This window comes from Yoonia sp. (genome assembly GCF_965660735.1).
In the GTDB taxonomy this organism is placed as follows: Bacteria; Pseudomonadota; Alphaproteobacteria; order Rhodobacterales; family Rhodobacteraceae; genus Yoonia.
Map to the genome: position 1 here is coordinate 1 of NZ_CBFIBD010000034.1, position 24,248 is coordinate 24,248.

The following is a 24,248-nucleotide window of genomic DNA, read 5'->3' on the forward strand; positions in this document are numbered from 1 at the left end:
TGCGACAGGGGTTCAGCTGATCGCCCTGCCCGACGATGATCCTGACCGTTTTGCAGCCCGCTCGCCGGAACTTGCCCGCACCCTGCCCAGCCTGCGCCATATCGCGGCCAGTTATCTGTATCGCGGTGATGACCGCGCCCGGATCAACCGGCTTGACCAGTTGGCCCGGGCCAATCGCATGTCGATCCTTGCGACGAATGACGTGCATTATCATGCGCCCGACCGCAGGCCCTTGCAGGACGTGATGACCTGCATACGCCACAAGACAACCATCACCCAGGCGGGTTTCCTGCTGGCAGCCAATGCCGAACGCCACCTCAAATCCCCTGCCCAGATGGTGCGGCTGTTTGCCCGGTGGCCGCACGCGATCCGGGCCACCCGCATGGTGGCCGACGCCTGCACATTCGACCTGCGTGATCTGTCCTATGAATACCCCCGCGAAACCATCCCCCAAGGGCGCGCGCCGCAGGATTACCTGACAGAACTGACATGGCGCGGTGCGGCGGACCGCTATCCCGATGGCATCCCCGACAAGACCCGCAAGATCCTGAACAAGGAACTGGCGCTGATCGCCAAGATGGATATCGCCCGGTATTTCCTGACGGTGCATGACATCATCCGGTTTGCCCGCCATGCGGTCACCCCGCCAATCCTGTGTCAGGGGCGCGGGTCGGCGGCCAATTCAGCGGTGTGCTATGTGCTGGGGATCACCGCCGTCGATCCCGAAAAGAACGATCTGCTGTTCGAGCGGTTCATTTCCGAAGAACGGACCGAACCGCCCGACATCGACGTTGATTTCGAACATGAACGCCGCGAGGAAGTGATCCAGCATATCTACGCCAGATACGGGCGCGACCGGGCGGGGCTTTGCGCCACGGTCATCCACTATCGCCCGCGCATGGCGGTGCGCGAGGTGGGCAAGGTAATGGGCCTGTCGCAGGATGTGACCACGGCACTGGCCAAGACGATCTGGGGCAGTTGGGGGCGCGAGGTCGGCGCGCAACACGCCGCCGAAGCGGGGCTGGACCTGCGCGACCCGCTGATTGCGCGCACGATCCGGCTGGCTGACATGATGATCGGGATGCCGCGCCACCTGTCGCAGCATGTGGGCGGGTTCATCCTGACCGAAACGCCCCTGACCCGGACCGTGCCCATCGGCAATGGCGCCATGAAGGACCGCAGTTTCATCGAATGGGACAAGGACGATATCGACGCCTTGCGCATCCTCAAGATCGATGTGCTGGCGCTTGGGATGCTGACCTGCATCCGCAAGGCCTTTGACCTGATTGCGGCGCATCACGGCAAGCGGTTCGATCTGGCCAGCGTCCCGCAAGAGGACCCCGCCGTCTATGACATGCTGTGCAAGGGTGACAGCCTTGGCACGTTTCAGGTCGAAAGCCGCGCACAGATGAACATGCTGCCCCGGCTGAAACCGCGTGAATTTTACGATCTGGTCATTCAGGTCGCCATCGTCCGCCCCGGTCCCATTCAGGGCGATATGGTGCATCCCTATCTGCGCCGCCGCAGCGGGCGGGAAAAGGTGGATTATCCCGCCCCCGGCCCCGACCACGACCCTGATGAGCTGAAGAAAATTCTGGGCCGCACGCTGGGGGTGCCGATCTTTCAGGAACAGGCGATGAAGATCGCCATTGATGCCGCACGGTTCAGCCCCGCCGAGGCCAATGAACTGCGCAAGGCGATGGCCACCTTCCGGTCCCGCGGCACGATCGAGACATTGCAGGACAAGATGGTCGGGCGCATGGTCGGGCGCGGCTACGACCCCGATTTCGCGCGGCGGTGTTTCGATCAGATCAAGGGCTTTGGCGAATACGGCTTTCCCGAAAGCCATGCCGCCAGTTTTGCGCTGCTGGTCTATATCTCCAGCTGGATCAAATGCCATTACCCGGATGTCTTTTGCACGGCCCTGCTGAATTCCCAGCCCATGGGGTTTTATGCCCCCGCCCAGATCGTCCGGGATGCCCGGGAACATGGGGTCGATATACGCGCCGCCGACGTGAACTACAGCGACTGGGACAACACCCTGGAACCAAAGGGGGCGGGGCTATTTGCCATGCGGCTGGGTCTGCGTCAGGTGGATGGCGTCGGCCAGACCCCTGCCCGGCGGATCATGGCAGCGCGTCATGCGCCTTTTACCGATCTGCAAGATCTCAAGTCCCGCGCGGGCCTTGACGCGGGCACCATGCGCAAGCTGGCCGCCGCCGATACGTTCCGGTCAATGTCGCGCGATCGCAGGCAGGCCTTGTGGGACACCCGCGCACTGCGCGATGCGCCAGACCTGCCGCTGTTCCAGCAGACCCGCGATGAAGGGCCGGAGGCGGTTTTCACCCTGCCGCAGATGCCCACATGCGAACATGTGGTCGCCGATTACCAGACCCTGCGCCTGTCGCTGCGGGCGCATCCGATGGCGTTTCTACGCAACAGCATGACCCGCCAAGGCTATCGGCCCGCCGCCGATCTGATCCGGATGCGCAACGGTCAGGCCATTGCGATTGCGGGGCTGGTCCTGATCCGCCAGCGCCCCGGCAGTGCCAAGGGCGTATGCTTTATCACGCTGGAGGATGAAACCGGCGTCGCCAATCTGGTGATCTGGCCCAAGGTAATGGAAACATTTCGCAAACCCATCATGCAGGCGCGCCTGCTGGATGTGCGCGGCGCGGTCCAGCGCAGCGACGATGTGATCCATGTCGTCGTCCACCACCTGCAAGATCGCAGCGATGCGCTTGAACGGCTGTCCAACGACCGCATGCATGTCCCGCTTGCCCGCGCGGGCGTCAAGTGAGCCGAAAACACCCTGCGCGGCCAAGGCATGGCCCCGCCGGGCACCAGACAGGCACGCCTGTTCTCAGCCCCGCCGCAACCGCTGTGACAGTGTGCTCCAGCTTTGGGTATTGACGACATCACCGGCCGAAAGCCAGCCGCGTCTGGCTTGGTCCACACCGTATCGGATGTTGCCAAGACCGCCGGTGGAATGCGCATCGGTCGAGATCGCGATGGGAACCCCGTGTTCGGCTGCCATGCGGCAATGGACATCCTTCAGGTCAAGCCTGATCGGATGCGCATTGAGTTCAAGCACGCAACCGCGTTCCTTTGCAGCCTTCACAAGTCTTTCCATATCAAGCGGATATGGCCTGCGCTGGCCAATCTGACGCCCCGTCGGATGACCAAGAATGCTGACAAGCGGGTTGTCCATCGCCCGGATGATCCGTTCTGTCTGCGCCGTTTCGTCCAGATCGAATTTGGCATGGATTGCCGCGACGACAAGATCGAGTTTCGACAGAACATCATCCGCGAAATCAAGGCTCCCGTCCTCTAGGATATCCACCTCGCAGGATGCCAGAAGGCGAAAATCCTTCAGCTCGTCATTCAGCGCCGCAATCTCGTCGATCTGCGCGCCCAGTTCATCCGCGCTCAACCCGCCTGCCTGTGTCTGGCTTTGCGAATGATCGGTAATCGCAAGGTAGTCATACCCCATGTCCTTGCCCGCCTCGGCCATCTTGCGCAGGCTGTCCTTGCCGTCCGATGCGTTCGTATGCACGTGCAGATCACCCTTGATGTCGTCAACCGTGATCAGATCGGGCAATTCATCCTTTTCTGCGGCTTCGATCTCGCCACGGTTTTCGCGCAAGACCGGATCAATCCACGGCAGGCCGATCCCGGCATAGATGTCTTCCTCGGTCGCGCCGGCAATGCGCTTTTCGTCATCGAACAACCCGTATTCATTCAACTTGAGATCGCGATCCTGCGCCCGTCTGCGCCCGGTGATATTATGGGCCTTGGACCCCGTGAAATAATGCAGCGCAGCCCCCCAGCTTGCTGCGGGAATGACGCGCAGATCCACTTGCAGACCTGACCGCAGGGTGACGGTTGACCGTGTCTTGCCCTTGGAGGCGATATCTTCAACCTCGTCATATTCAGTAAAGCGATCGATGATCGCGCTGCCATCCTCGCCGGCGACAAGGATATCAAGGTCGCCCACCGTCTCTTTTCGGCGGCGATAGCTGCCGGCGATCTGCGCCTTTTCCACGCCATCAATCTCTCGGATCCATTGCAAAAGCGGCTCGGCGAAATCCTCTGCCACATCAAGCCGGAAGCGGCGTTCGGTCATGTCGCCCTTTTCCAGTTCGTCACGGATTTTTGCCTCGGTCTTTTCACCGAACCCTTCAATCTCGGCGATCCGCCCCTCTTGCGCGGCTGTCCTGAGATCATCGATAGATCTGAAATCCAGTTGCTTGAACAGCATCTGCGCCCGCTTTGGTCCGATGCCGGGAATGCGGGTGGCCTCGACGATCGCCTCGGGGGTATCTTCTGCGATCTCTTCCAGTAGTGACAAATGGCCGGTGGCCACGATTTCGGCGATCTTGCCTGCCAGATCCGCGCCGATATCGGGCAGTTCGGACAAGTCTGCGCCGTCGTCCAGCATGCTGGCCACCGGGCGGCTTTGATCGCGGATCGTGTTCGCGGCGTTGCGGTAGGCCCGCACGCGGAAACGGTTCGCATCCTGTATCTCCAGGATGTCCGCGACATGGTCGAACATCGCCGCGATCTCGCTGTTATGAACCGGCATGACCTTGCCCCCCCTTGTCCAGCAGAGCCTTGAAGGCATCCTCGCCCAGCGTATCCACCCCTTCGGCCTGCGCATCATCAAGTTTGGAACCCGGATCGTCCCCGACGACCACATAATCGGTCTTGCTGCTGACGCTGGACGTCACACGCCCGCCCCGGCGTTCGATTTCATCGGTCGCCTCGTCTCGGGTCCAGGTATCAAGGGTGCCGGTCAGCACAAAGGTCTGGCCGGCCAGCGATGTATCGGCCTGTTTGACGGGTTCGGGTGACACACCCGCCTTTTGCAGGCGCGCAATCACATCGCGGTTTCGTTTCTCTGCGAAAAAGGCGGCCACACTGCCCGCGATTTCGGGGCCGATCCCGGCGGTATCCTTGATTGCCTCTTTTGATGCCCCTGTCAGCGCATCGAGCGTCCCAAAGTGACGGGCAAGCCGCCGGGCCGTATCGCCGCCGACATGGCGGATCCCCAAGGCATGAAGAAATCGGTCAAGCGGCACCTGCTGTCGATCATGGATCGCCTTGTGCAAGGCCGTTGCTGATGTGTGTGCATATCCCGCAAGGCCGGCAATATCCGCAACGGTGATATCGTAAAGATCGGCAATATCCCCGACCAGTCCACTTTCGACAAGCTGCGCTGCGGTCTTTTCGCCAAGCCCTTCGATATCCATCGCACTGCGCGCGCCATAATGCACCAACCGCCCGCTCAGTTGTGCGGGGCACGCAATTCCGGCAGGGCAAAAGGCCATCGGCCCGTGTCGTTCAACACTGGCCCCGCAAGAGGGGCACTGATCCGGCATCTCGAACGGATCGGCGCGCTTGACCCCGGGTTGCGGCACGCGTTCGGCCACTTCGGGGATAACGTCGCCGGCCCGCACGATCCGGACGATATCGCCCACGCGAAAATCCTTGCGGTGCAGTTCCGCGATATTGTGAAGCGTCGCACGCGCCACAGTTACACCACCCACATCCACCGGATCAAGCAGCGCCACAGGGGTCAGCACCCCCGTGCGACCGACGCCGACCACGATATCAGCGATCCGCGTTTCTTTTGTGCGGGGCGGAAATTTCCAGGCAATGGCCCATCTGGGGCTTCGGTGCCGCGCCCCCAGCGTTTCACGCGCCGCGCGGTCATCCAGTTTCAGAACAATCCCGTCAATTTCGTAATCCAGATCGTCACGCGCCTTTTGCAACTTATCGTGAAAGGATCGGACATCGTCCAATGAGGCGCAACGCGCACGATCACCAATGACCGGCAGCCCGATGTCCCTGAACAGCTCCAGCAGATCCCACTGGGTTGACGCTGTCTGGCTATCTATCCCGGTGACATCGTAAAAGGTCACGGCAAAACGGATGCGTTCCGCTTGGGACGGATCGTGTCGGCGCAAAATGCCAGCGGCAGCATTGCGCGGATTGGCAAAAGGATCCTCACCGCGCTCCAGGCGTGCCTTGTTCAACGCCTGAAAGCCTGACCTGGGCATAATCGCCTCTCCGCGAAAGGCCAGTTCACCCGATGCACTTTCCTGCCCGTCCAGCCGCAGCGGAAGCGCCCGGACCGTTCGCAAGCTATGGCTGATGTCCTCGCCGGTTTCACCGTCGCCGCGGGTGGCGGCGCGCAGGAATTGCCCGTCTTCGTAGACCACCTCGATCGAGAGGCCATCGAATTTTGGCTCGGCCACATAGCGGGCGGTTTTTTCATCTGTCTTGTCACGTATCCGTTGCAGAAATTCCGCCACCTCATCCTTGTCGCGCACCGCATCAAGGCTCAGCATCGGTGCCACATGCGCGACCTTTTTAAGGTCTTTGACGGGCTCTGCCCCGACACGTTGCGTGGGCGAACCCGGGGTGACAAGATCGGGATACTTCTTTTCCAGTTTTTCAAGCTCTGCGAACAACTTGTCGTATTCCGCGTCTGAAATCTCGGGCTGGTTCTCGACAAAATACAAGCGGTCGTGCCGGTTTATTTGCTTGCGCAATGCTGCAATGCGGTCCTTTGCCTCGGACTTGCCTGACATCGCTTTGCTCCCTCCAGGTTTGACCCGCGTCATGCCGCAAAAGAAACCGTTTCATGCCCATCACAGTGCTTGACAGCTGTCCGGATCGTGACGGTGTTCACGGGCATCAACCTTAACGCCTGTCAATCCATCATGGACTGATCACACCCTGCACCTGCACCGATTGATGCGGATCAAGGTCAGGGCCCGGGTTTTCAGTGCATGCTTGTTTCTTGATGGGGGGCCACATGCTGACAAAACGAATTGAACTTTTCACGATACTGGGATTTCGGGTCAGCCTTGATCTGACGTGGATTATTCTGGCGGTGCTGATCACATGGTCACTGGCAACAGGTTACTTTCCGCAGACAATCGGGGACCTGGGCGCGCGATCCGCGTGGTGGCTGGGCCTGGCCGGCGCGCTGGGGCTTTTCTTGTCGATCATCCTGCACGAGTTTTCCCATGCGCTGGTGGCACGGCGGTTTGATCTGCCGATCCGTGGGATCACGCTTTTCATCTTTGGCGGTGTTGCCGAAATGGAAAATGAACCGCCAAATGCACAAGCCGAATTCTTTATGGCGATTGCAGGCCCCATCATGAGCTATGTGCTGGCAGGTCTGTTTCTGGGCCTGTCCATGCTTGCACCCGGAACGATGCTGCCAGCTTTGTTCGGCTATCTTGCATTGATCAACACTGTGCTTGCAACGTTCAATCTGATCCCCGCCTTTCCACTGGACGGCGGTCGCATGTTGCGCGCAGCCTTGTGGTGGTGGACGGAAAACTATGCCCGGGCCACGCGGATCAGCGCCGCGATGGGGCGTGGTTTCGGGATATTCCTGATCCTGCTTGGGGTGTTGAACCTGGTCTCGGGGGGGACTGTCGTGGGGATATGGCAGGCATTGATCGGCTTTTTCATTCTGAGCGCGGCAACCTCTTCGGAAATGCATATGACACTCAAGTTCAATCTTGAAAACCGGACGGTGCGGCAGATCATGGTCCATGATCCGGTCAGTATTCCGGCACAAACACCGCTGTCGGATGTGATCGAAGACTACTTTTACCGCCATCACCACACCGCATTTCCCGTTGTGCGCAATGGCGAGGTTCTGGGTTGTCTGCGGCTTGAGGACGTTGGCCGCATCGCCGCCGACCAAAGGCCGCATAAAACCGCAAGCGAGGCTTTGCCCGCGCAATCCCGGATTGGCACGGTCACGCCCGACACGCCGGTTCTGGCGGCATTGAAGACGATGCAGAAAAACAAGGCCAGCCGCCTGATCGTGGCCGAGGGCGGCGTTCTGAAAGGTATGCTGACCATGCGTGATATCCTTAATGACCTGACCATCCGTCAGGCATTGCAGACCGAACACATGCACGATGACGCCGCGACCGCTGTAAAGGTCTAGCGACGGCCAAGGGGGGACAATGTCTGACCGTATCATCAGGCTGGCCGAGAATATCATCGGCCCGACAGACCAAAAGCGGCTGGAAAGCTATGGCGCCCATGTCATCCAGCACGGCTGGGCCACACGGTTCACATGGACAGAACACGATGGCGATCCGCTCTTTGATATTTTCCGGGGTGGCGCGGACGAACACCTGGCCGCGCGCATCGGCCGACACCGCGACCGGCACGAATTCTTTGCCGAGGACGCCGCCGGACAGCAAATCGCGGCGGGCACACTGGCCCATGTCATGGCTGAAATTGACACCTTTCTCAAAACAGGTTCCGGGGGCGGCGACCAGAACCCGGCCTGACAGGGCCTGTCAGCGCCCGTAAAGACCCACCAGTTCGGTAAATTCAATCAACATGGGCTGCGCCAATGCGAAGATTTCTTCACAGGTTGCGCCGGGCGCGGCGGATGTAATTTTATCATTCAGCGCACTGAGCCGGAAATGGTAACTGTGCGGGGCATCACCCTTTGGTGGACAGGGGCCGCTATAGCCGGGCTTGCCGAAATCATTGACCGCCTGCTGAAAGCCCGGTTCAAGGGATTCCGCCCCGAACCCCGATCGCAGGAAATTCTTGTCCGGCGCGATGCCCCACGCCGCCCAATGGCGAAACACACCGCCCGGTGCATCCGGATCGTCGCACATCAACAGCAGTTCCCGCGTTCCTTCCGGCAGATTGGTCCAGCGGAAAGCAGGCGAAACATCTTCGCCATCGCAGGTAAAGCGAACGGGAATCGTCTCTCCCGGGTTGAAATCGGGACTGGTCAGAGTGAGCATTGCGACCTCCGGTGTTGTTCATGCGATGTCCGGGCGGCGCGGCACACGGCCACGTCACCCGGCACAGATTGCCCTTTCGGCGATATCTGTGTGGCCTGCACCAGAGGTTTCTGCATTAACATGGGTAAACGGTGTGCTGGCGGCACGCGCGCAATCACATGGCAGATCGGCCCCGCCGGGGCCAATCACCGCCAAGCCGAACGGGTCAGGCGACCTTGTCGCTACTGATGCCTGAAATCGCCTGAATCAGATTGTCTTCGGTCACCTCATCAGACGTGAATTCGCGCATGACCTGTCCTGCAAACATCGCCACGATCCGGTCGGACACATGCAGCACCTCGGGCATTTCCGAACTGATGACGATCACCGCATAGCCTTGCGCCGCCAGTTCGCGGATCAGGTTATGGATTTCCGACTTGGACCCAACATCAATTCCGCGCGTCGGTTCATCGACGATCAGCACCTCGGGGTGCATCGACAACCATTTGCCGATGACGATCTTTTGCTGGTTGCCGCCCGACAGGTTGCCGACCAACTGCCGCCACCCCGGCGTGCGGATGTCCAGTTTGTCGCGATACTGATCAAAGATCGCAATTTCCGCACCATCGCTGACAAACGGGCCGGCCGTCAAATCGCCCACCTGGGGCAAGGTCATATTGTCGCGACAATTCATGCCCAACACCAGCCCCTGATCCTTGCGGTCCTCTGGCACCAGTGAAATGCCGTAACGGATCGCCTCGATCGGCGAATTGATCCGCACCTCTTGTCCGTTCAGCAGTATCTGTCCCGCAGACGGGGTGCGCAGGCCAAAGATCGTTTCGGCAATCTCGGTCCGGCCCGCGCCGACAAGGCCATAAAAACCCAACACTTCGCCACGGCGCACCGCAAAACTGACGTCATTGAACAGCTTGCCACAACTCAGCCCCCGCACCTCCAGTGCGATATCGCCCAGTTCGTGATGGCTTTCGTTGCGCGACAGATCAAGGCTGCGGCCGATCATCAGTTGCGTGACCTCATCCTCGTTCGTCTCGGCGGTATTCAACGTACCGCGGTATTGGCCGTCGCGCAGCACACTGATCCGATCGGTAATCTTGAAGATTTCCTCCATCCGGTGAGAAATATAAATGACGCCGACGCCTTTAGCCTGCAAATCGGCAATCACGTCGAACAACACGACCTTTTCCGCGTCCGTCAGCGAAGCAGTGGGTTCGTCAAAGATCACCGCGCGGGGGTCCACCGTCAGCGCGCGCCCAATTTCCACCATCTGCTGGTTTGCAATCGAAAGATCGCCAACGCGCGTCCGGGCATCAAACCCGACATTCAGCGTTTTCAGGATCTTGTCAGTATCGGCATAGAGTTTTTGCCAATCGACCCGGCCAAAGGATTTCAGCGGCAGTTCGCCCAGAAAAATATTCTCGGCCACGCTAAGTTCCCCGGCAAGGCTGAGTTCCTGGTGGATGAAGACAACCCCCTTGGCCTTGGCCTGCATCGGCGAGGTCATGACCGTGGGTTCTTCGGCGATGAAAATCTGGCCTTCGTTCGGGGCCAGGATGCCGCCCAACACCTTCATCAGGGTCGATTTGCCAGCGCCGTTTTCCCCCATCAGCGCGTGGACCTCTCCGGGGCGCACATCAAGGGACACACCATCAAGTGCCCGCACACCTGGAAAGGTTTTCACGATGCCTTCAAGACGTAAAATCGGGGTCTGTTCGGTCATATCTTCAGCTCCTCCTTGCCCTTGCGGTTCAACTGGCGGTCAAGAAACAGCACCGCGATCAGGATCAGACCGATGACAAGGTTCACTGTCTGCGTGTCTGCCCCGATATGGCCCAGCCCCTTGCGCAAAAGCTGAATGGCGATCACCCCGCCAAGCGTCGAAATGATCGACCCATAGCCACCCGCCAACTTGGTGCCGCCCAGCACGACGGCGGTAATCGCCCAAAGTTCATAAAGCATGCCGTCATTGGGGTTCACCGACCCGCTTTCGGAATAGAACACCACCGCCGACAATGCGGCCAGAAACCCGATCAGGATGAAATTCCACATGAAATGCGGCCCGACGCGGATACCCGCATTGACCGCCGCATCGCGGTTGTTGCCGATGGCATAGGCATTGCGGCCATGCACCGTGCGGGTCATCAGCAGCCACAACAGCAGGGCCGTGATCAACAGGAACCATGTGGCGGTGTGAAGCCCCAGAAACTGCGCCTCGGCGAAATCGACCAACGTCCAGTTCAGGTGGCTGGTGGGTTGTTCGCCGTTATACATGAACACCAGGCCGCGAAAGCCCAGCATCGACCCCAGCGTGACGATGAACGCATCGACCCCGGTCTTCCAAACGATCAACCCGTTGATTGCCCCCAGCACCACACCCGTCAGCAGCGCAAAGCCCCAGGCCACCGGAATTGCCCAATCGCCAAGCGCCTGCATGAAGGGCCATGTCATGCTGTCAAGCAGCACGATGGCCGACAGCGCAAAGATGGCGCCGACGCTCAGGTCGATATTGCCGTTGATCATGATGATCGTCATCCCCAGCGCGATGATCCCGATAGGGGCGGATTGTTTCAGCAACAACAGCATGTTGTCGAAATCCATGAACGCCTTGTCAGACACGGACAGGTATTCGCCCGCGATGGAAAAGAACGCCAGTTCCACCACAATAAAGGCCCAGATGCCGCCTTGCTTGATCAGGTCGTTGCGGTTTTGCGATGTCATTTCTGGCACTCCTCAAGCGATCGGGGACAACAGGCGGCCCCGTTTGGCTGCGACATCCAGCCAGACGGCCAGAATGATGATCGCCCATGTGACCATGTATTGAACGTAGAAATCCAGACCGACCAACAGCAGACCATTCTGGATGAATCCAAGGATCAGCACACCGATCACGGTCTTGAACACGGTGCCCGATCCGCCCAACAGCGACGCACCGCCCAGAATGACAGCGGCAAGCACCTCCAACTCCATCCCCTGCCCGACGGTGTTCTGACTGCCAAGGCTGCGGCTGGCCTGCAATAAACCGGCCGTCGCGACGCAAAACGCCGACACAAGATAGGTCATGAACACCACCCGCGCCCGCGGAATGCCCGAAAACGTCGCGGCCTGCCCGTTACCGCCCACGGCGTAAACCTTGCGGCCAAAGGGGGTTTTGGACAGTATCATGCTCAGCACGACAGCCAGCAGCGCGAACATCAGGATCGGCACAGGAATACCCATCACGTCGCCCTGACCAAAGAAGGAAAACCATGTCCCCGACTTGTCTGCGATATCCATATTCTTGCCGCCCGACCATGTCAGCGTCAGCCCGTGGATCGCAGACAGCATGCCCAACGTCACGATAAGCGAGTTCAGTTTAAGATAGCCCACCAGAAATCCGATGAACGCGCCCAGCAATAGTGTCAGGGCAAACATCATCGGAATAGCCAGGGCGGGGCCGACCTTGTCATGCAGATCCAGCACCACGATGGTGGAAAAGGACATCATCGAACCGACGGACAAATCAAGATTGCCCCCGATCACGACAAAGGTCACCCCAAGCGCCATGACACCCAGAATGGCCGACGACCGGATCACACCGAAAATATTATCCATCGCGATAAAGCGCTGGTTGGCCAGCGCAAAGCCAATCATGAATATCGCAAAAGCAACCAGGATACCTTGCTTTGCAAGGAAATTCCCAACATCTTGTTTTGTCATTGCTGCCATCGTGCTCCCCTCCCCCGGTGTTGGCGTCGCGCCACTACACCAGCGTCATTCCCCCGTCGATCATGATGATCTGTCCGGTCATATAGTCACTGTCTTTTGACGCCAGAAACGTCGTCGTTCCGGTGATGTCCCCTGGCTTGGCGACACGCCCCTTGAGGATTTGCGATGAAAACTCCTCCATCGCCTGACCGGGGCGTTCGGCGGCACCGATCCCCATCAGATCCTGATCGACCTGTTCCCACATTTCGGTATCGACCACGCCGGGCGCAAAGCCCGTGACCGTAATATCATGTTTTGCCAGATCCCGCGCACCTGATTGTGTCAATGACACAACGGCCCACTTGCTCGCGCAATAGGGGGCGACATTGTCAAACCCCTGCCGGCTGGCGATGCTGGCGGTGTTGATGATCTTGCCGCCGCCGCCTTGGGCAATCATCTGGCGGGCCGCTTCCTGCATGCCAATCATGCAGCCCAGCCCGTTGATTCCCATAATGAAATGCCAGTTTTCCTCGGTCACATCGAGGAAATTCATAGGCTTGTTCACGCCGGCGTTGTTGAATTTCACATCCAGTCTGCCGAAAGTTGCGACCGTGTGGGCGATCATCGCCTGCACCTGCGCGCGGTCTGTCACATCAACGGCGGCGTGTGTCACCTGTCCGCCGGCATCCGCCGCGCGTTGGGCATTTGCTTGGGCCACATTGGCCACTTTTTCGGCGTTGATATCGGCAAAACACACCAGCGCGCCCTCATCCAGCAACGCCTCGCCAATGGCGCGGCCGATGCCCTGTGCGGCGCCTGTCACGATGCACGATCGTCCCGAGACTCGCGTCATATCGCCCCCCTCGATTTTTTGGATATGTCGAAAACAAAACACGCGGGGCAGAGCCGCCCCGCGCATTCCGGGAGGAGATCAGAACACAGGCTTGGTGAATTCACCCATGTTGTCCTGTGTGATCTTTGGCGTGTCAAAATAGTTGAGGAATGGCAAATCTTCGCCGTTCAACGTATCAATCGCCGTTTTCAGCGCAGCCTCGGCATCGTCAACCGGGGACTGATAGATCGACCCCCAGTATTCGCCAGCCGCCATCGCATCATACCCCACGGCAAAGTTCGTAGCGCCGACAAAGATGATCCCTTCGCGGCCTGCGGCCCTTGCTGCGTTCAATGCGCCGACACCCATGTTGTCGTCACCGGCATAGACGCCGTCGATGTCATCGTATTTGACAAGGAACGCTTCCATGACCTGCTGTGATTTCTCACGGTTCCAGTCGCCTGGCTGAGTCTCGACCAGTTCGACATTGGGGCAAACCTCTGGCAGACGCTCGTCAAAGCCCTGCTGACGTTCGATCGCTGTCGTGTAACCCGGCTGACCGGAAATCTGTACGACGCGGGCTTCGTTTTCGATGCCCATGTCCTTGAATTTGTCACACATGATCTCGGCCGAACGCGAACCTTGGGTGATGTTGTCAGGCCCCGAGAAGCTTGCCACGAAATCAAAGCCCTGTTCGGCAATGTTGGAGTTGGTTACGATGACGGGGATGTCAGCCTGATGCGCCTTGCGCACAGCCGGGATCACGGCCTCGCCGTTTGTTGGCCAGATGATGATTGCGTCCACTTCCTGCTGGATCAGATCCTCCATCTGGGCGATCTGGCGGGCGACGTCGCCACCGGCATCCAGCACGACAGCCTCAACATCAGGGTTGGCTTCGGCGGCGGCGATAAAGGCCTTTTCATAAGTCGTCTGATAGCTGTCCACGCCCACGTTGTTCTGCGTGATGCCGATGGTCATGCTTTGCGCCGCAGCCGCCGTTCCCAGCATCGCGGTTGTGCAGGCAAGCGCCACTTTCATAGTCATTTTCATTCTTTGGGTCCTCCCATGGGTTATTCTGTCACGATTGCGTTCAGCCTCCCAGCGTCGGGCCGAAACCCGGTGCAATCGCCTCCTTATCCAGCGCGATTCTCGGCCGGAAAAACGTATCCTTTTTATCCATTATGAACTTTTTAATGTCCATTATGGTTTTTTTCACCATACTGAACGGATATCAAATTGGGCAAATTGCAAGGGGAAATCATGAACGATACGCCACGCCGCAACAGCGGCATCGCCAAGTCAGGTATAATGCAACAGCTCGCAGCGCGAAATAATCATTTTGGACAATCTGCAGCCACCGGGTCTGCGGACGGGACGATGAACACTGCCAGCCCCGACCTGGAGAGGGTGGTGCATTTCCTTGCCAGCCTGTCCATGGAGATGGACAATGCTGTTGACCCGAACACACCCAATCCGCATCTGAACATGATCCTGCACCTGCTGCGCAGTCATTCGGAGGGCCGGGTTGTCTCGCCGTCTTCGATGGTGTCTGCGGCAGGGGTGCCTTATGCCACTGCGACCCGCAAGCTGGCCGAGATACAGGACGCGGGGCTGATCGAACGCCGCCCCCGCACACGCACCGGCAAAAGCCACTCCCTTCATCCAAGCCCCGATCTGCTGGAAAGTTTCAGTCAGCTGGCCGACCGGGTCGACCGGCTGGTGCGCAGCACCTTTGGCGGTGCGCGGCAGACATCCGAAACGACGGACTACTACTTTGGCGGTTCTTATCAACCCGGACGCGCGGCGATCGCGCCGCCCAGTGCGCTGCCCCAGCCACTGAAACTGCCCGGCGGCCTGCGCATTCTGGTGCATGGCGATCCGACCTTCATGGTGATGGAGGGGTTGAAGCGCCAGTTCGAACAAATGGTGGGCACGGACATTCACCAGCGGGCCTTTTCCATCGACCGCCTGCACGAAGAAACGCTGCGCAACGCAGATCGCCCCAAAAGCCGGTACGACCTGATTGCCGTTGACCTGCCGTGGGTGGGCGAGTTTGTCGAAAAGGGTGTGATCCGGCCTCTGGGCGATGTCATGGATGTGGCGCGGCTTGATCCGGCGGATTTTCACACTGCGGGATGGCAGGCGGCGCACTGGGGCGGGCAGCCTTATGGCGTGCCCAGCCAGACGACGCCGGAACTGATGTTCTACCGCAAGGACTGGTTTGCCGAAGACGGGCTGGAGCCCCCCGCCACAACCGACGCCGTCATTGATGCCGCGCGGCATTTTCACAACCCGCAGCGCGGCCGCTATGGCGTGGCGTGGAACGCGGCGCGCGGCACGGCGCTGGGGCATACCTTCATGATGACCTGTGCAGCCTTTGGCCAGCCGATCATCGATATCCCCGAAATCGCCGGTGGCTATGACGCGGGTAATCTTGCCGGGCAGGTTTTGCGGCCCACCCTGAACACCGAGCGTGCCCATGCAGCCGCCGATTACCTGTTGCAACTGCTTGCGTTTTCGCCACCCGACATCCTGTCCATGTCATGGTATGAACGGGTGCGCCCCTATGGTGCGGGGCAGGTGGCGATGGCCTATGGCTACACCCTTCTGGCCCCCTATTTCGAGCTGGACGAAAGCTGTCCGGCGCATGGCAATACCGGTTATCTGCCGCATCCGCATGGCCCCAAAGGGGTGCCCATCGCACCGGTTGGCGGCTATGTGTTTTGCATTCCGTCCAATCTGGCGGCGGACCGGCTGGAGGACGCGGTCGAGGCGCTTGTGGCCTTTACCTCGCCCGGCGCGCAGAAACTCTATGCGCAAAACGGCAGCCGCACAGCGCCACGCTATTCCGTCGGTGCAGACCCCGAGGTGCGGCGACTGTCGCCGATCTTTGGGCTGGTCGATCAGATGTCGTGGCGCGACGAGCTGCAATTCTGGCCGCGCCCGCCGATCCCGCAGATATCCGACATCATCCGCGTTTGCGGCAATGAATTGCACGACATGCTCCGCGGGATCGTCAGCCCGCGCGACGCGCTCGACCGGGTGCAAGCCCGCGCCGAAGACATTTTACGACATTAGGTCACTTAGGGAGGAAACCATGGACCCCAATCGCCTTAACGGTAAGAACATCCTGATCACGGGTGCCGCACGCGGCATGGGTGCTGCAAACGCCGAGAGTTTTGCCGCGCAGGGTGCCAATGTGTGTATTGGCGATCTTGATCTGGACGCCGCGCAAGAGGTTGCCGACAAGATCAACGCAGACGGCAACGGCAAAGCCATCGCCGTCAAGATGGATGTCACCAAGCGCGAAGACAACGCCGCCGCGGTCGCCGCCACCGTCAAGGCGTTCGGGTCTATCAATGTGGGTCTTTTCAACGCCGGCTTGAACAAGCCCCGGTTCTTCATGGATATCGATGAAGACAACTGGGACATGATCATGAACGTCAACACCAAGGCGATGTGGCTGGGTATGCAGGAAACCGCCCGCCAGATGATCGCCCAGGGCCCGATGGAGGGGCACCCCTACAAACTGATCAACGTGGGGTCCATTGCATCGCGCAAACCGCTGGTGGATGTCACGGTTTACTGCACCTCGAAATATGGCTGCCTTGCGCTGACGCATTGCGGGGCCATTGGCCTTGCCGAGCACAACATTACCGTCAACGGCTATGCGCCGGGCGTGGTTGTCACGCCGCTGTGGGAACAGCTTGACAAGGACCTGGTCGAGATCGGTTTCAAGGACCGCGAAGGTCAGGCCTATGACGACATCGTGCGCGACGCACTTCAGATCAAGCGCGTGTCATACCCCAAGGATATCATCGGCACCGCGTCGTTCCTTGCCAGCGACGACAGCGACTACATGACCGGCCAGATGATCCACATCGATGGCGGCTGGTGCATCCAGTAACCCGCTTTTGCTTCAATAACCTACAATACGGGGGCAGTTTTACCCCCGAAGGAGACAGTTATGTCAGAACGTCCGGGCAATGCCCTCATGCCGAACCTTCTTACGCCCCAGGACCTTGAGCCGAATTGGGAATGGCGCGAAAAGCTGCCAGCCCATGGCCACATGTCCGTTGATTTTGAACGCCGTATCGACCACGACCGCCTGCGTCGTTACCGCCTTGCGCGGACGCGCCAGTCGCTGAAAAACTCGAATGCGGGTACGCTGCTGTTGTTCGATGTGAACAATATCCGGTATGTCTCGGCCACCAAGATCGGGGAATGGGAACGCGACAAGATGTGCCGCTTTTGCCTGCTCACTGGCGATGACAGCCCCTATGTGTGGGATTTTGGTTCCGCCGCAGAGCACCACAAACGTCACTCCGACTGGCTTGAGCCCAGCCATTGCCTTGCAGGGGTTGTCGGCATGCGCGGCACCATCCCGCCTGAATTCGGGTTGATGCAGAAGTATGCCAAGCAAATCGCGGGCCTGATCAAAGACGCAGGTATGGCGGATATGCCGGTGGGTGTGGATTATGCCGAAACGGCAATGTTCCATGCATTGCAGGCAGAAGGCCTGAACGTGGTCGATGGCCAGCAGATCATGTTGGCGGCCCGCGAGATCAAGAATACGGACGAAATCCAGCTTTTGACCCAAGCCGCCGCGATGGTCGATGGCGTCTATCATATGATCTATGAAGAGCTGAAGCCCGGCGTGCGCGAGAACGATATCGTGGCACTGTCCAACAAGATGCTTTATGAGATGGGGTCAGACGACGTCGAGGCGATCAACGCCATTTCCGGTGAACGCTGCAATCCGCATCCGCACAACTTCACCGACCGGCTGATCCGCCCCGGCGACCAGGCGTTTTTCGACATTCTGCAAAGTTATCAGGGCTATCGCACCTGCTATTACCGGACCTTCAACGTGGGCCGTGCAACACCGTCGCAGAACGACGCCTATGTGAAGGCGCGCGAATGGATCGATGCCTCTATCGCGATGATCAAACCCGGCGTGAGCACCGACAAGGTTGCCGAAGTCTGGCCAACAGCCCAATCGCTGGGCTTTGCGAGTGAAGATCAGGCCTTTGGGCTTCAATTCGGCCACGGTCTGGGTCTGGCGTTGCACGAACGGCCCATCATCTCGCGTGCGGTGTCGATGGATCACCCGATGGAGATCAAGACCGGTATGGTCTTTGCGCTGGAAACCTACTGCCCTGCAACCGACGGCTATTCCGCCGCCCGCATCGAGGAAGAAGTCGTCGTGACAGAAACCGGTTGCGAAGTCATCAGCCTGTTCCCCGCCGAAGAACTGCCCATCGCCAACCGCTACTGAACATAGGTGAAATCACCCATCCTGCGTCACCGATGCAGGATGGGTGCCCGGCGCCCATTCCCTGCTTGGAGACCATTCCATGGCCAAGACGAAAACAAACACCGAAGATTACCTGCGGATGTACCGCCAGATGGTGCGTATCCGCACATTTGAGGACAACGCGAACCAGCTGTATCTGTCCGCCAAGATGCCCGGCCTGACGCATATGTATTCCGGCGAGGAAGCCGTTGCAGTGGGCATCTGCGAGGCGCTGACCGATGACGACCGCATTACATCCACCCACCGTGGGCACGGGCACTGCGTCGCCAAGGGGGCCGAATTCAAGCAGATGTTCTGCGAACTTCTGGGCAAGGAAGAAGGGTACTGTCGCGGCAAGGGCGGGTCGATGCATATTGCCGACCAAAGCCACGGTAACCTTGGCGCCAATGCCATCGTCGGCGGGTCCATGGGGATCGCTACAGGATCGGCCCTGCGCGCGAAACTGCTGGGGCAGGATGATGTGACGGTCTGTTTCTTTGGCGATGGGGCCACGGCGCAGGGGCTGCTTTACGAGGTCATGAATATGGCCGCGCTTTGGCATCTGCCCGTGATTTATGCCTGCGAAAACAACGGCTATTCCGAATATACCAAGACCGAAGAAATCGCCGCCGGTTCGATAACGGCCCGCGCCGAGGCGTTCGGGATCGAGGCCTTCAAGGTCGATGGGCAGGATGTGCTGGCGGTCAATGAACTGACGCAGAAACTGGTGGCGCGCTGCCGCAAGGGTGAAGGTCCGTTCTTTATCGAACTGGAAACCTACCGCTATCACGGCCACCACGTGGGCGACATCAACCGCGAATATTACCGCTCCAAGGCCGAGGAAAAGGACTGGAAGGAAAACCGCGATCCCATCGTGCGGTTCCGGTCCTGGCTGGTTGATCAGGGCATCGCCACCGAAGACGAGGTCGAAGCGATGAACGCCGAGATCGAAAAAGACGCATCCGAGGCCGTCGCCTATGCCGAGGCTGCCAAATACCCCGATGTGTCCGAAGTGGACATGCATGTTTATGCGGACTGAGGAGAGAGAATTATGAGAGAGATCACCCTGTCCCAGGCCGTGAACGAGGCCATCGCCGAGGAAATGCGCCGCGACCCGACCGTGTTCCTGATGGGCGAAGACGTGGCCGAGGCCGGCACGCCCTTCAAGGTGCTGTCCGGTCTGGTCGAGGAATTCGGCACCGAACGTGTCATCGATACCCCCATCGCCGAACCCGGCTTTGTCGGGTTGGCTGTTGGCGCCGCCATGACCGGCGCGCGCCCCATCGTGGATCTGATGTTCGGCGACTTCATCTATCTGGTCATGGACCAGCTGTGCAATCAGGCCGCCAAACAACACTATATGTCGGGTGGCAAACTGTCCGTGCCGATGGTCTTGCGCACCAACATGGGGGCTACCCGCCGGTCTGCGGCACAACACAGCCAGTCCTTGCAGGCGCTTGTCGCGCATATTCCAGGGCTGAAAGTCGCGATGCCCTCGTCCGCTTATGAGGCCAAGGGCCTGATGAAGACCGCGATCCGCGACAACAACCCCGTCGTGATTTTCGAAGACAAGCTGATGTATCAGGACAAGGCCCCCGTGCCCGAAGAGGAATACCTGATCCCCTTTGGCGAGGCGAACATCAAGCGCGAGGGATCCGACATCACGTTTATCGCGACATCATCCATGGTTCAGGTCGCTGAAAAAGCCGCCGAGATCCTGGCAGCCGAAGGGATCAGCGCCGAAGTGATCGACCCCCGCACCATCGTGCCGCTGGACGAGGCGACATTGCTGGAAAGCGTGCGCAAGACCAGCCGCGCGATTGTCATCGACGAAGGCCATCAAAGCTATGGTGTCACGGCAGAAATCGCCAGCCGCCTGAATGAAAAGGCATTCTATCATCTGGATGCGCCCGTGCTGCGGATGGGGGCGATGGATGTGCCGGTGCCGTTTTCACCCGCGCTGGAAGATATCACAGTGCCCACCCCCGAAGGTGTCGCCGAAAACGCCCGCAAACTTTGCGCGGGGGAGATGATACATGCCGCATGATGTGACAATGCCCCAGCTTGGCATGGCGCAGGACGCGGGCAAGATCGTGTCATGGCTCAAAGGCCCGGGTGATGCCGTGGCCAAGGGCGACGCTCTGTTCGAGGTGGAAACCGACAAGGCCACGATGGAGGTCGAGGCGCAGGCGAACGGCTTTCTGACCGGCGTGACCGCATCCGAAGGTGACGATGTGCCGGTCGGCGCCGTCATCGCGCGGATTTCCGACAGCGCCGATGATGACACCGCCGTCGAACCTGCCGCCCCTGCTGAAGGCGATGACCTGCCAGCCGGCAAATCCGTCACCATGCCGCAACTGGGTATGGCACAGGATAGTGGCCTTTTGGTCAACTGGCTGAAATCCCCCGGCGATGCGGTCGCCGCTGATGATGTGCTGTTCGAGGTCGAGACCGACAAATCCACGATGGAGGTCGCCGCAGGGTCCGACGGCTACCTTGCCGCCACGCTGGCCGAAGCCGGAGAGGACGTGCCAGTTGGTGATCCCGTTGCGATCATCAGCGCAGAGAAACCGGCCAACACGGTTGCAAGGTCGGTGAAGTCAGCACAAACCGCACCCGCACCCGCCGCAAAAGGACCTGAAACGAAAGCACCTGTCGCGCCGGCCAAAGCGGCACCAGGACCGGCCGCACCCCGTGCAACGGGCGGACGCATCCTTGCATCACCCAAAGCACGCAGGCTGGCGCTGGAACAAGGGCTGGATCTGTCGCTGCTGGCAGAGGCCGGACATCCGCAACCGTTTCATGTGGCCGATCTGGACGCATTGCGCGCGCTGCCCGCCAAGGCCACGGCGCACACTGCTGCTGCCGCCCGCGTGCTGACCGCTGAAATCACTGCCGATGGCTTCACACCCTTTGCCGATTGGGCCGCCACGGCGCATGGGCTGACGGATGCCGACGCCCTGCTGGCCGGTCTCGCTGGTGCCAGCACGTCAGCGCCTTGCGTCATCGCGGTCGAACGGTTCGGGCAACAGCACAGCTATGCGGTGCCCGCAGTCAGGTCACTGTCAGCGATCACTGCAACCGACGATGCACCCGATCTGATCTTGCGTGATTTGCGCGGAACGTCACTGCGCAGTATTGCCATGGGGGCCGAAACCGCCCCTGCCCTGACTGTGATGACCGGCGCGCATGGCCTGACCATCACGCTTGAATGCGCGCCTTCGCAACTGGATGCGCAGGCCGCCATCACCCTTCTTTCAAATTTCGCAGACCGGATGGAGCAACCGCTTCGCCACCTGCTCTGACCCTTGGGGACCGACATGGAATATACAGACCTTTATATCAACGGCACATGGCAAAAGACGGCAGACCGGTTTGACGTCATCAACCCTGCCACCGAACAGGTGATTGCATCGGTTGCAAGCGCCGATATCGCAGATGCCGATGCCGCACTGGACGCCGCCGAGGCGGCGATGGCCGAATGGGCCGCCCGCACGCCCCGCGCGCGGTCCGAGGTCCTGCGCAAGGCGTGGGAACTGATGACCGCGCGGTTGGATCATTTCGCGCATCTGATCACCCTCGAAAACGGCAAGGCCGGGGTCGATGCACGCGGCGAGGCCGCCTATGCCGCAGAATTCTTTCGCTGGTTCGCAGAAGAGGCCGTGCGCGCCGACGGCTTGATCACCCATGCGCCTGCATCGGGTGCCCGGATCATGGTGCAGCACAAACCCGCAGGGCTGGCCGTGCTGGTCACACCGTGGAACTATCCCGCCGCCATGGGCACACGCAAGAACGCGCCCGCGCTGGCCGCCGGTTGCGGTGTCATCATCAAACCGGCATCGGAAACGCCGCTGACCATGCTGGCACTCATGCCGCTTCTGGAAGAGGCAGGCGTGCCCAAAGGTCTGGTCAATGTGCTGCCGTCCAAGCGTACAGGTGCTTTGGTCGATCACATGCTGCATGATCCCCGCGTGCGCGTCGTCAGCTTTACCGGATCGACGGGCGTGGGGCGCAAGTTGTTGAAATCCGCCGCCGATCAGGTGCTGAAACCCGCGATGGAACTGGGCGGCAACGCCCCTGTCGTCGTGATGGAAGACGCCGATATGGACATCGCGATCGAAGGCACGATGCTGGCCAAGATGCGCAATCTGGGCGAGGCCTGCACCGCCGCCAACCGCATCTATGTGCACGCAGATATTGCCGAGGAATTCACCCGGCGCCTGACCGAAAAGATGGCGGCGCTCAAGGTGGGCGATGGCACCGACCCATCGGTCGATGTTGGCCCGCTGGTCAACGCCGATACGCGTGACAAGGTGGCGGCCTTTGTGGCCGATGCCGTCGCCAAGGGGGCAAAGGTCGAATGCGGTGGTGTGACACCAAACGGCACCGGCTATTTCTACCCGCCGACCGTGCTGTCGGGCGTGCCCGAAACCGCCGACTGTGTGCATGACGAAATCTTTGGCCCTGTTGCCGCGATCCAGACATTTACCGACCAAGAGGATGCGATCAGGCGTGCCAATGACACCGAATACGGGTTGGTCGCCTATGTGTTTTCCGGCGATTTCAAACGTGCCTTGCAGGTCTGCGAACGGCTGGATTACGGCATGGTCGGGCTGAACCGCGGTCTGGTCAGTGACCCCGCCGCACCCTTTGGCGGCACCAAGCAATCGGGGCTGGGGCGCGAAGGCGGGCATGAAGGCATGCTGGAATTCATGGAAACGCAATATATCTCGGCCAGTTGGTAAGGGGGCAGTCATGTCAGACATCATCGCCAGCCCGTCCACCCGCCGTCTTGCACGTGAAAAGGGCGTGGATATCGCGCAGCGGGCCAAGGCCCTTGGCCGGACCACGATCGCACCCGAAGATCTGGAAGGGGGCAGCACCGCCGCCCCCACCGGCGACACCGGCTATTGGGACGTGGATCACAGCCACTATGGCCCCGTAACGACCGAACCGATGAGCCGCTTTGCCCAAGTCGCCGCGCGCAACATGGCTGCCGCGCAATCGCTGATCCCTGCCGTCACGCACCACGACCGCGCCGATGTCAGCGGCATCGAAGCCTTGCGCAAGACGCTGAAGCCAGAGGCACAGGCACGTGGTGTCAAGCTGACGGCGCTGGCGTTTCACGTCGCGGCACTGGCCCGCGCGCTGCGGGCCTTTGCGCGGTTCAATGCGTCACTGACACCGGATGGCGACACGCTGATCCTGAAAGATTACGTGCATATCGGCATCGCGGTGGACACCCCCCACGGGCTGATGGTGCCGGTGATCCGGGATGCCGACCAAAAGGGGCTTTGGCAGATCGGGGCGGAAATTGCCGATCTGGCCGGCCGTGCGCAGGCGCGCAAGGTTGGCCCCGATGACATGGGCGGTGCGTCCATGACCATCACCAACCTGGGTGGCATTGGCGGCACTGCCTTTACCCCCATCGTAAACCCGCCAGAGGTTGCGATCCTTGGGATCACCCGCACCGAAACCGTGACCGTCTGGGATGGCGACACGCCACGTCCGGTGCCGATGGTGCCGCTGGATCTGTCCTATGACCACCGTGTGATCAACGGGGCGGATGCGGCACGGTTCATGACCCATTACGCCGGGCTGATCGCCGACCCGCGCAACATGCTGATTTAAGGGATGC

At 60.1% G+C, this 24,248-nt stretch carries 19 protein-coding genes; 11 read left to right on the plus strand and 8 right to left on the minus strand.

The annotated features are described in order from the left end of the window. Positions 1-2,800, plus strand: a 2,800-nt coding sequence (locus tag ACTG4B_RS12115) for an error-prone DNA polymerase (protein ID WP_439155961.1), incomplete at its 5' end; no start/stop codon positions are given. A gap of 63 nt (positions 2,801-2,863) precedes the next feature. Here the strand turns inward: ACTG4B_RS12115 and polX are convergent. Together polX and ligA are read right to left on the minus strand one after the other, a co-directional pair. Next, entirely contained in the window at positions 2,864-4,585 is a 1,722-nt protein-coding gene (gene polX, locus ACTG4B_RS12120) for a DNA polymerase/3'-5' exonuclease PolX (RefSeq protein ID WP_439155962.1), read from the minus strand. Further along, positions 4,572-6,596, minus strand: coding sequence for an NAD-dependent DNA ligase LigA (ligA, locus tag ACTG4B_RS12125; protein WP_439155963.1), 2,025 nt, complete (start codon positions 6,594-6,596; stop codon positions 4,572-4,574). The genes polX and ligA overlap by 14 nt, the downstream gene beginning before the upstream one ends. A 227-nt stretch (positions 6,597-6,823) precedes the next feature. On the opposite strand from ligA, the gene ACTG4B_RS12130 reads away from it, so the two are divergent. Both ACTG4B_RS12130 and ACTG4B_RS12135 read left to right on the plus strand, forming a co-directional pair. Next, the gene (locus tag ACTG4B_RS12130; protein WP_439155964.1) at positions 6,824-7,978 is read left to right on the plus strand and encodes a site-2 protease family protein; all 1,155 of its coding nucleotides are present in this window, start codon (positions 6,824-6,826) and stop codon (positions 7,976-7,978) included. 19 nt (positions 7,979-7,997) lie between these two features. Beyond that, positions 7,998-8,330 carry a hypothetical protein gene (locus ACTG4B_RS12135; protein WP_439155965.1) on the plus strand — a complete coding sequence of 111 codons (333 nt, stop codon included), beginning with the start codon at positions 7,998-8,000 and terminating at the stop codon, positions 8,328-8,330. 9 nt (positions 8,331-8,339) lie between these two features. On the opposite strand, the gene ACTG4B_RS12140 is transcribed toward ACTG4B_RS12135, so the two are convergent. The 6 genes from ACTG4B_RS12140 to ACTG4B_RS12165 form a co-directional block, all read right to left on the minus strand. Beyond that, complete coding sequence (locus ACTG4B_RS12140) at positions 8,340-8,801, minus strand: YbhB/YbcL family Raf kinase inhibitor-like protein (protein WP_439155966.1); 462 nt, start codon at positions 8,799-8,801, stop codon at positions 8,340-8,342. A gap of 205 nt (positions 8,802-9,006) precedes the next feature. Next, positions 9,007-10,518, minus strand: coding sequence for a sugar ABC transporter ATP-binding protein (locus tag ACTG4B_RS12145; RefSeq protein WP_439155967.1), 1,512 nt, complete (start codon positions 10,516-10,518; stop codon positions 9,007-9,009). Continuing rightward, the gene (locus ACTG4B_RS12150; protein ID WP_439155968.1) at positions 10,515-11,516 is read right to left on the minus strand and encodes an ABC transporter permease; all 1,002 of its coding nucleotides are present in this window, start codon (positions 11,514-11,516) and stop codon (positions 10,515-10,517) included. The genes ACTG4B_RS12145 and ACTG4B_RS12150 overlap by 4 nt, the downstream gene beginning before the upstream one ends. A gap of 12 nt (positions 11,517-11,528) precedes the next feature. After that, a complete protein-coding gene (locus ACTG4B_RS12155) occupies positions 11,529-12,503 on the minus strand; it encodes an ABC transporter permease (protein ID WP_439155969.1) in 975 nt (324 codons plus the stop codon). 34 nt (positions 12,504-12,537) lie between these two features. After that, positions 12,538-13,335 (minus strand): SDR family oxidoreductase, encoded by a 798-nt coding sequence (locus ACTG4B_RS12160; RefSeq protein WP_439155970.1) that lies wholly within the window; start codon positions 13,333-13,335, stop codon positions 12,538-12,540. Between the two features lie 78 nt (positions 13,336-13,413). Then, a complete protein-coding gene (locus ACTG4B_RS12165; protein ID WP_439155971.1) occupies positions 13,414-14,364 on the minus strand; it encodes a sugar ABC transporter substrate-binding protein in 951 nt (316 codons plus the stop codon). 327 nt (positions 14,365-14,691) lie between these two features. Between ACTG4B_RS12165 and ACTG4B_RS12170 the strand changes: the two genes are divergently transcribed. From ACTG4B_RS12170 to ACTG4B_RS12205, 8 genes are all read left to right on the plus strand, one after another. Next, on the plus strand, positions 14,692-16,392 hold the full coding sequence (locus tag ACTG4B_RS12170) for an extracellular solute-binding protein (RefSeq protein WP_439155972.1): 1,701 nt from the start codon (positions 14,692-14,694) through the stop codon (positions 16,390-16,392). A gap of 19 nt (positions 16,393-16,411) precedes the next feature. Further along, positions 16,412-17,221, plus strand: a complete 810-nt coding sequence (locus tag ACTG4B_RS12175; RefSeq protein ID WP_439155973.1) for an SDR family NAD(P)-dependent oxidoreductase — start codon at positions 16,412-16,414, stop codon at positions 17,219-17,221. A gap of 60 nt (positions 17,222-17,281) precedes the next feature. Beyond that, complete coding sequence (locus tag ACTG4B_RS12180; protein ID WP_439155974.1) at positions 17,282-18,592, plus strand: M24 family metallopeptidase; 1,311 nt, start codon at positions 17,282-17,284, stop codon at positions 18,590-18,592. 79 nt (positions 18,593-18,671) lie between these two features. Then, complete coding sequence (locus ACTG4B_RS12185) at positions 18,672-19,649, plus strand: thiamine pyrophosphate-dependent dehydrogenase E1 component subunit alpha (protein ID WP_439155975.1); 978 nt, start codon at positions 18,672-18,674, stop codon at positions 19,647-19,649. A gap of 12 nt (positions 19,650-19,661) precedes the next feature. Continuing rightward, positions 19,662-20,657, plus strand: a complete 996-nt coding sequence (locus ACTG4B_RS12190; protein ID WP_439155976.1) for an alpha-ketoacid dehydrogenase subunit beta — start codon at positions 19,662-19,664, stop codon at positions 20,655-20,657. Continuing rightward, positions 20,647-21,915, plus strand: coding sequence for a biotin/lipoyl-containing protein (locus ACTG4B_RS12195; protein WP_439155977.1), 1,269 nt, complete (start codon positions 20,647-20,649; stop codon positions 21,913-21,915). Before ACTG4B_RS12190 ends, ACTG4B_RS12195 begins: the two co-directional genes overlap by 11 nt. A 15-nt stretch (positions 21,916-21,930) precedes the next feature. Further along, positions 21,931-23,355 carry an NAD-dependent succinate-semialdehyde dehydrogenase gene (locus ACTG4B_RS12200; protein WP_439155978.1) on the plus strand — a complete coding sequence of 475 codons (1,425 nt, stop codon included), beginning with the start codon at positions 21,931-21,933 and terminating at the stop codon, positions 23,353-23,355. A 10-nt stretch (positions 23,356-23,365) separates the two neighbouring features. Next, the gene (locus tag ACTG4B_RS12205; RefSeq protein ID WP_439155979.1) at positions 23,366-24,241 is read left to right on the plus strand and encodes a 2-oxo acid dehydrogenase subunit E2; all 876 of its coding nucleotides are present in this window, start codon (positions 23,366-23,368) and stop codon (positions 24,239-24,241) included. Positions 24,242-24,248 lie beyond the last annotated feature (7 nt).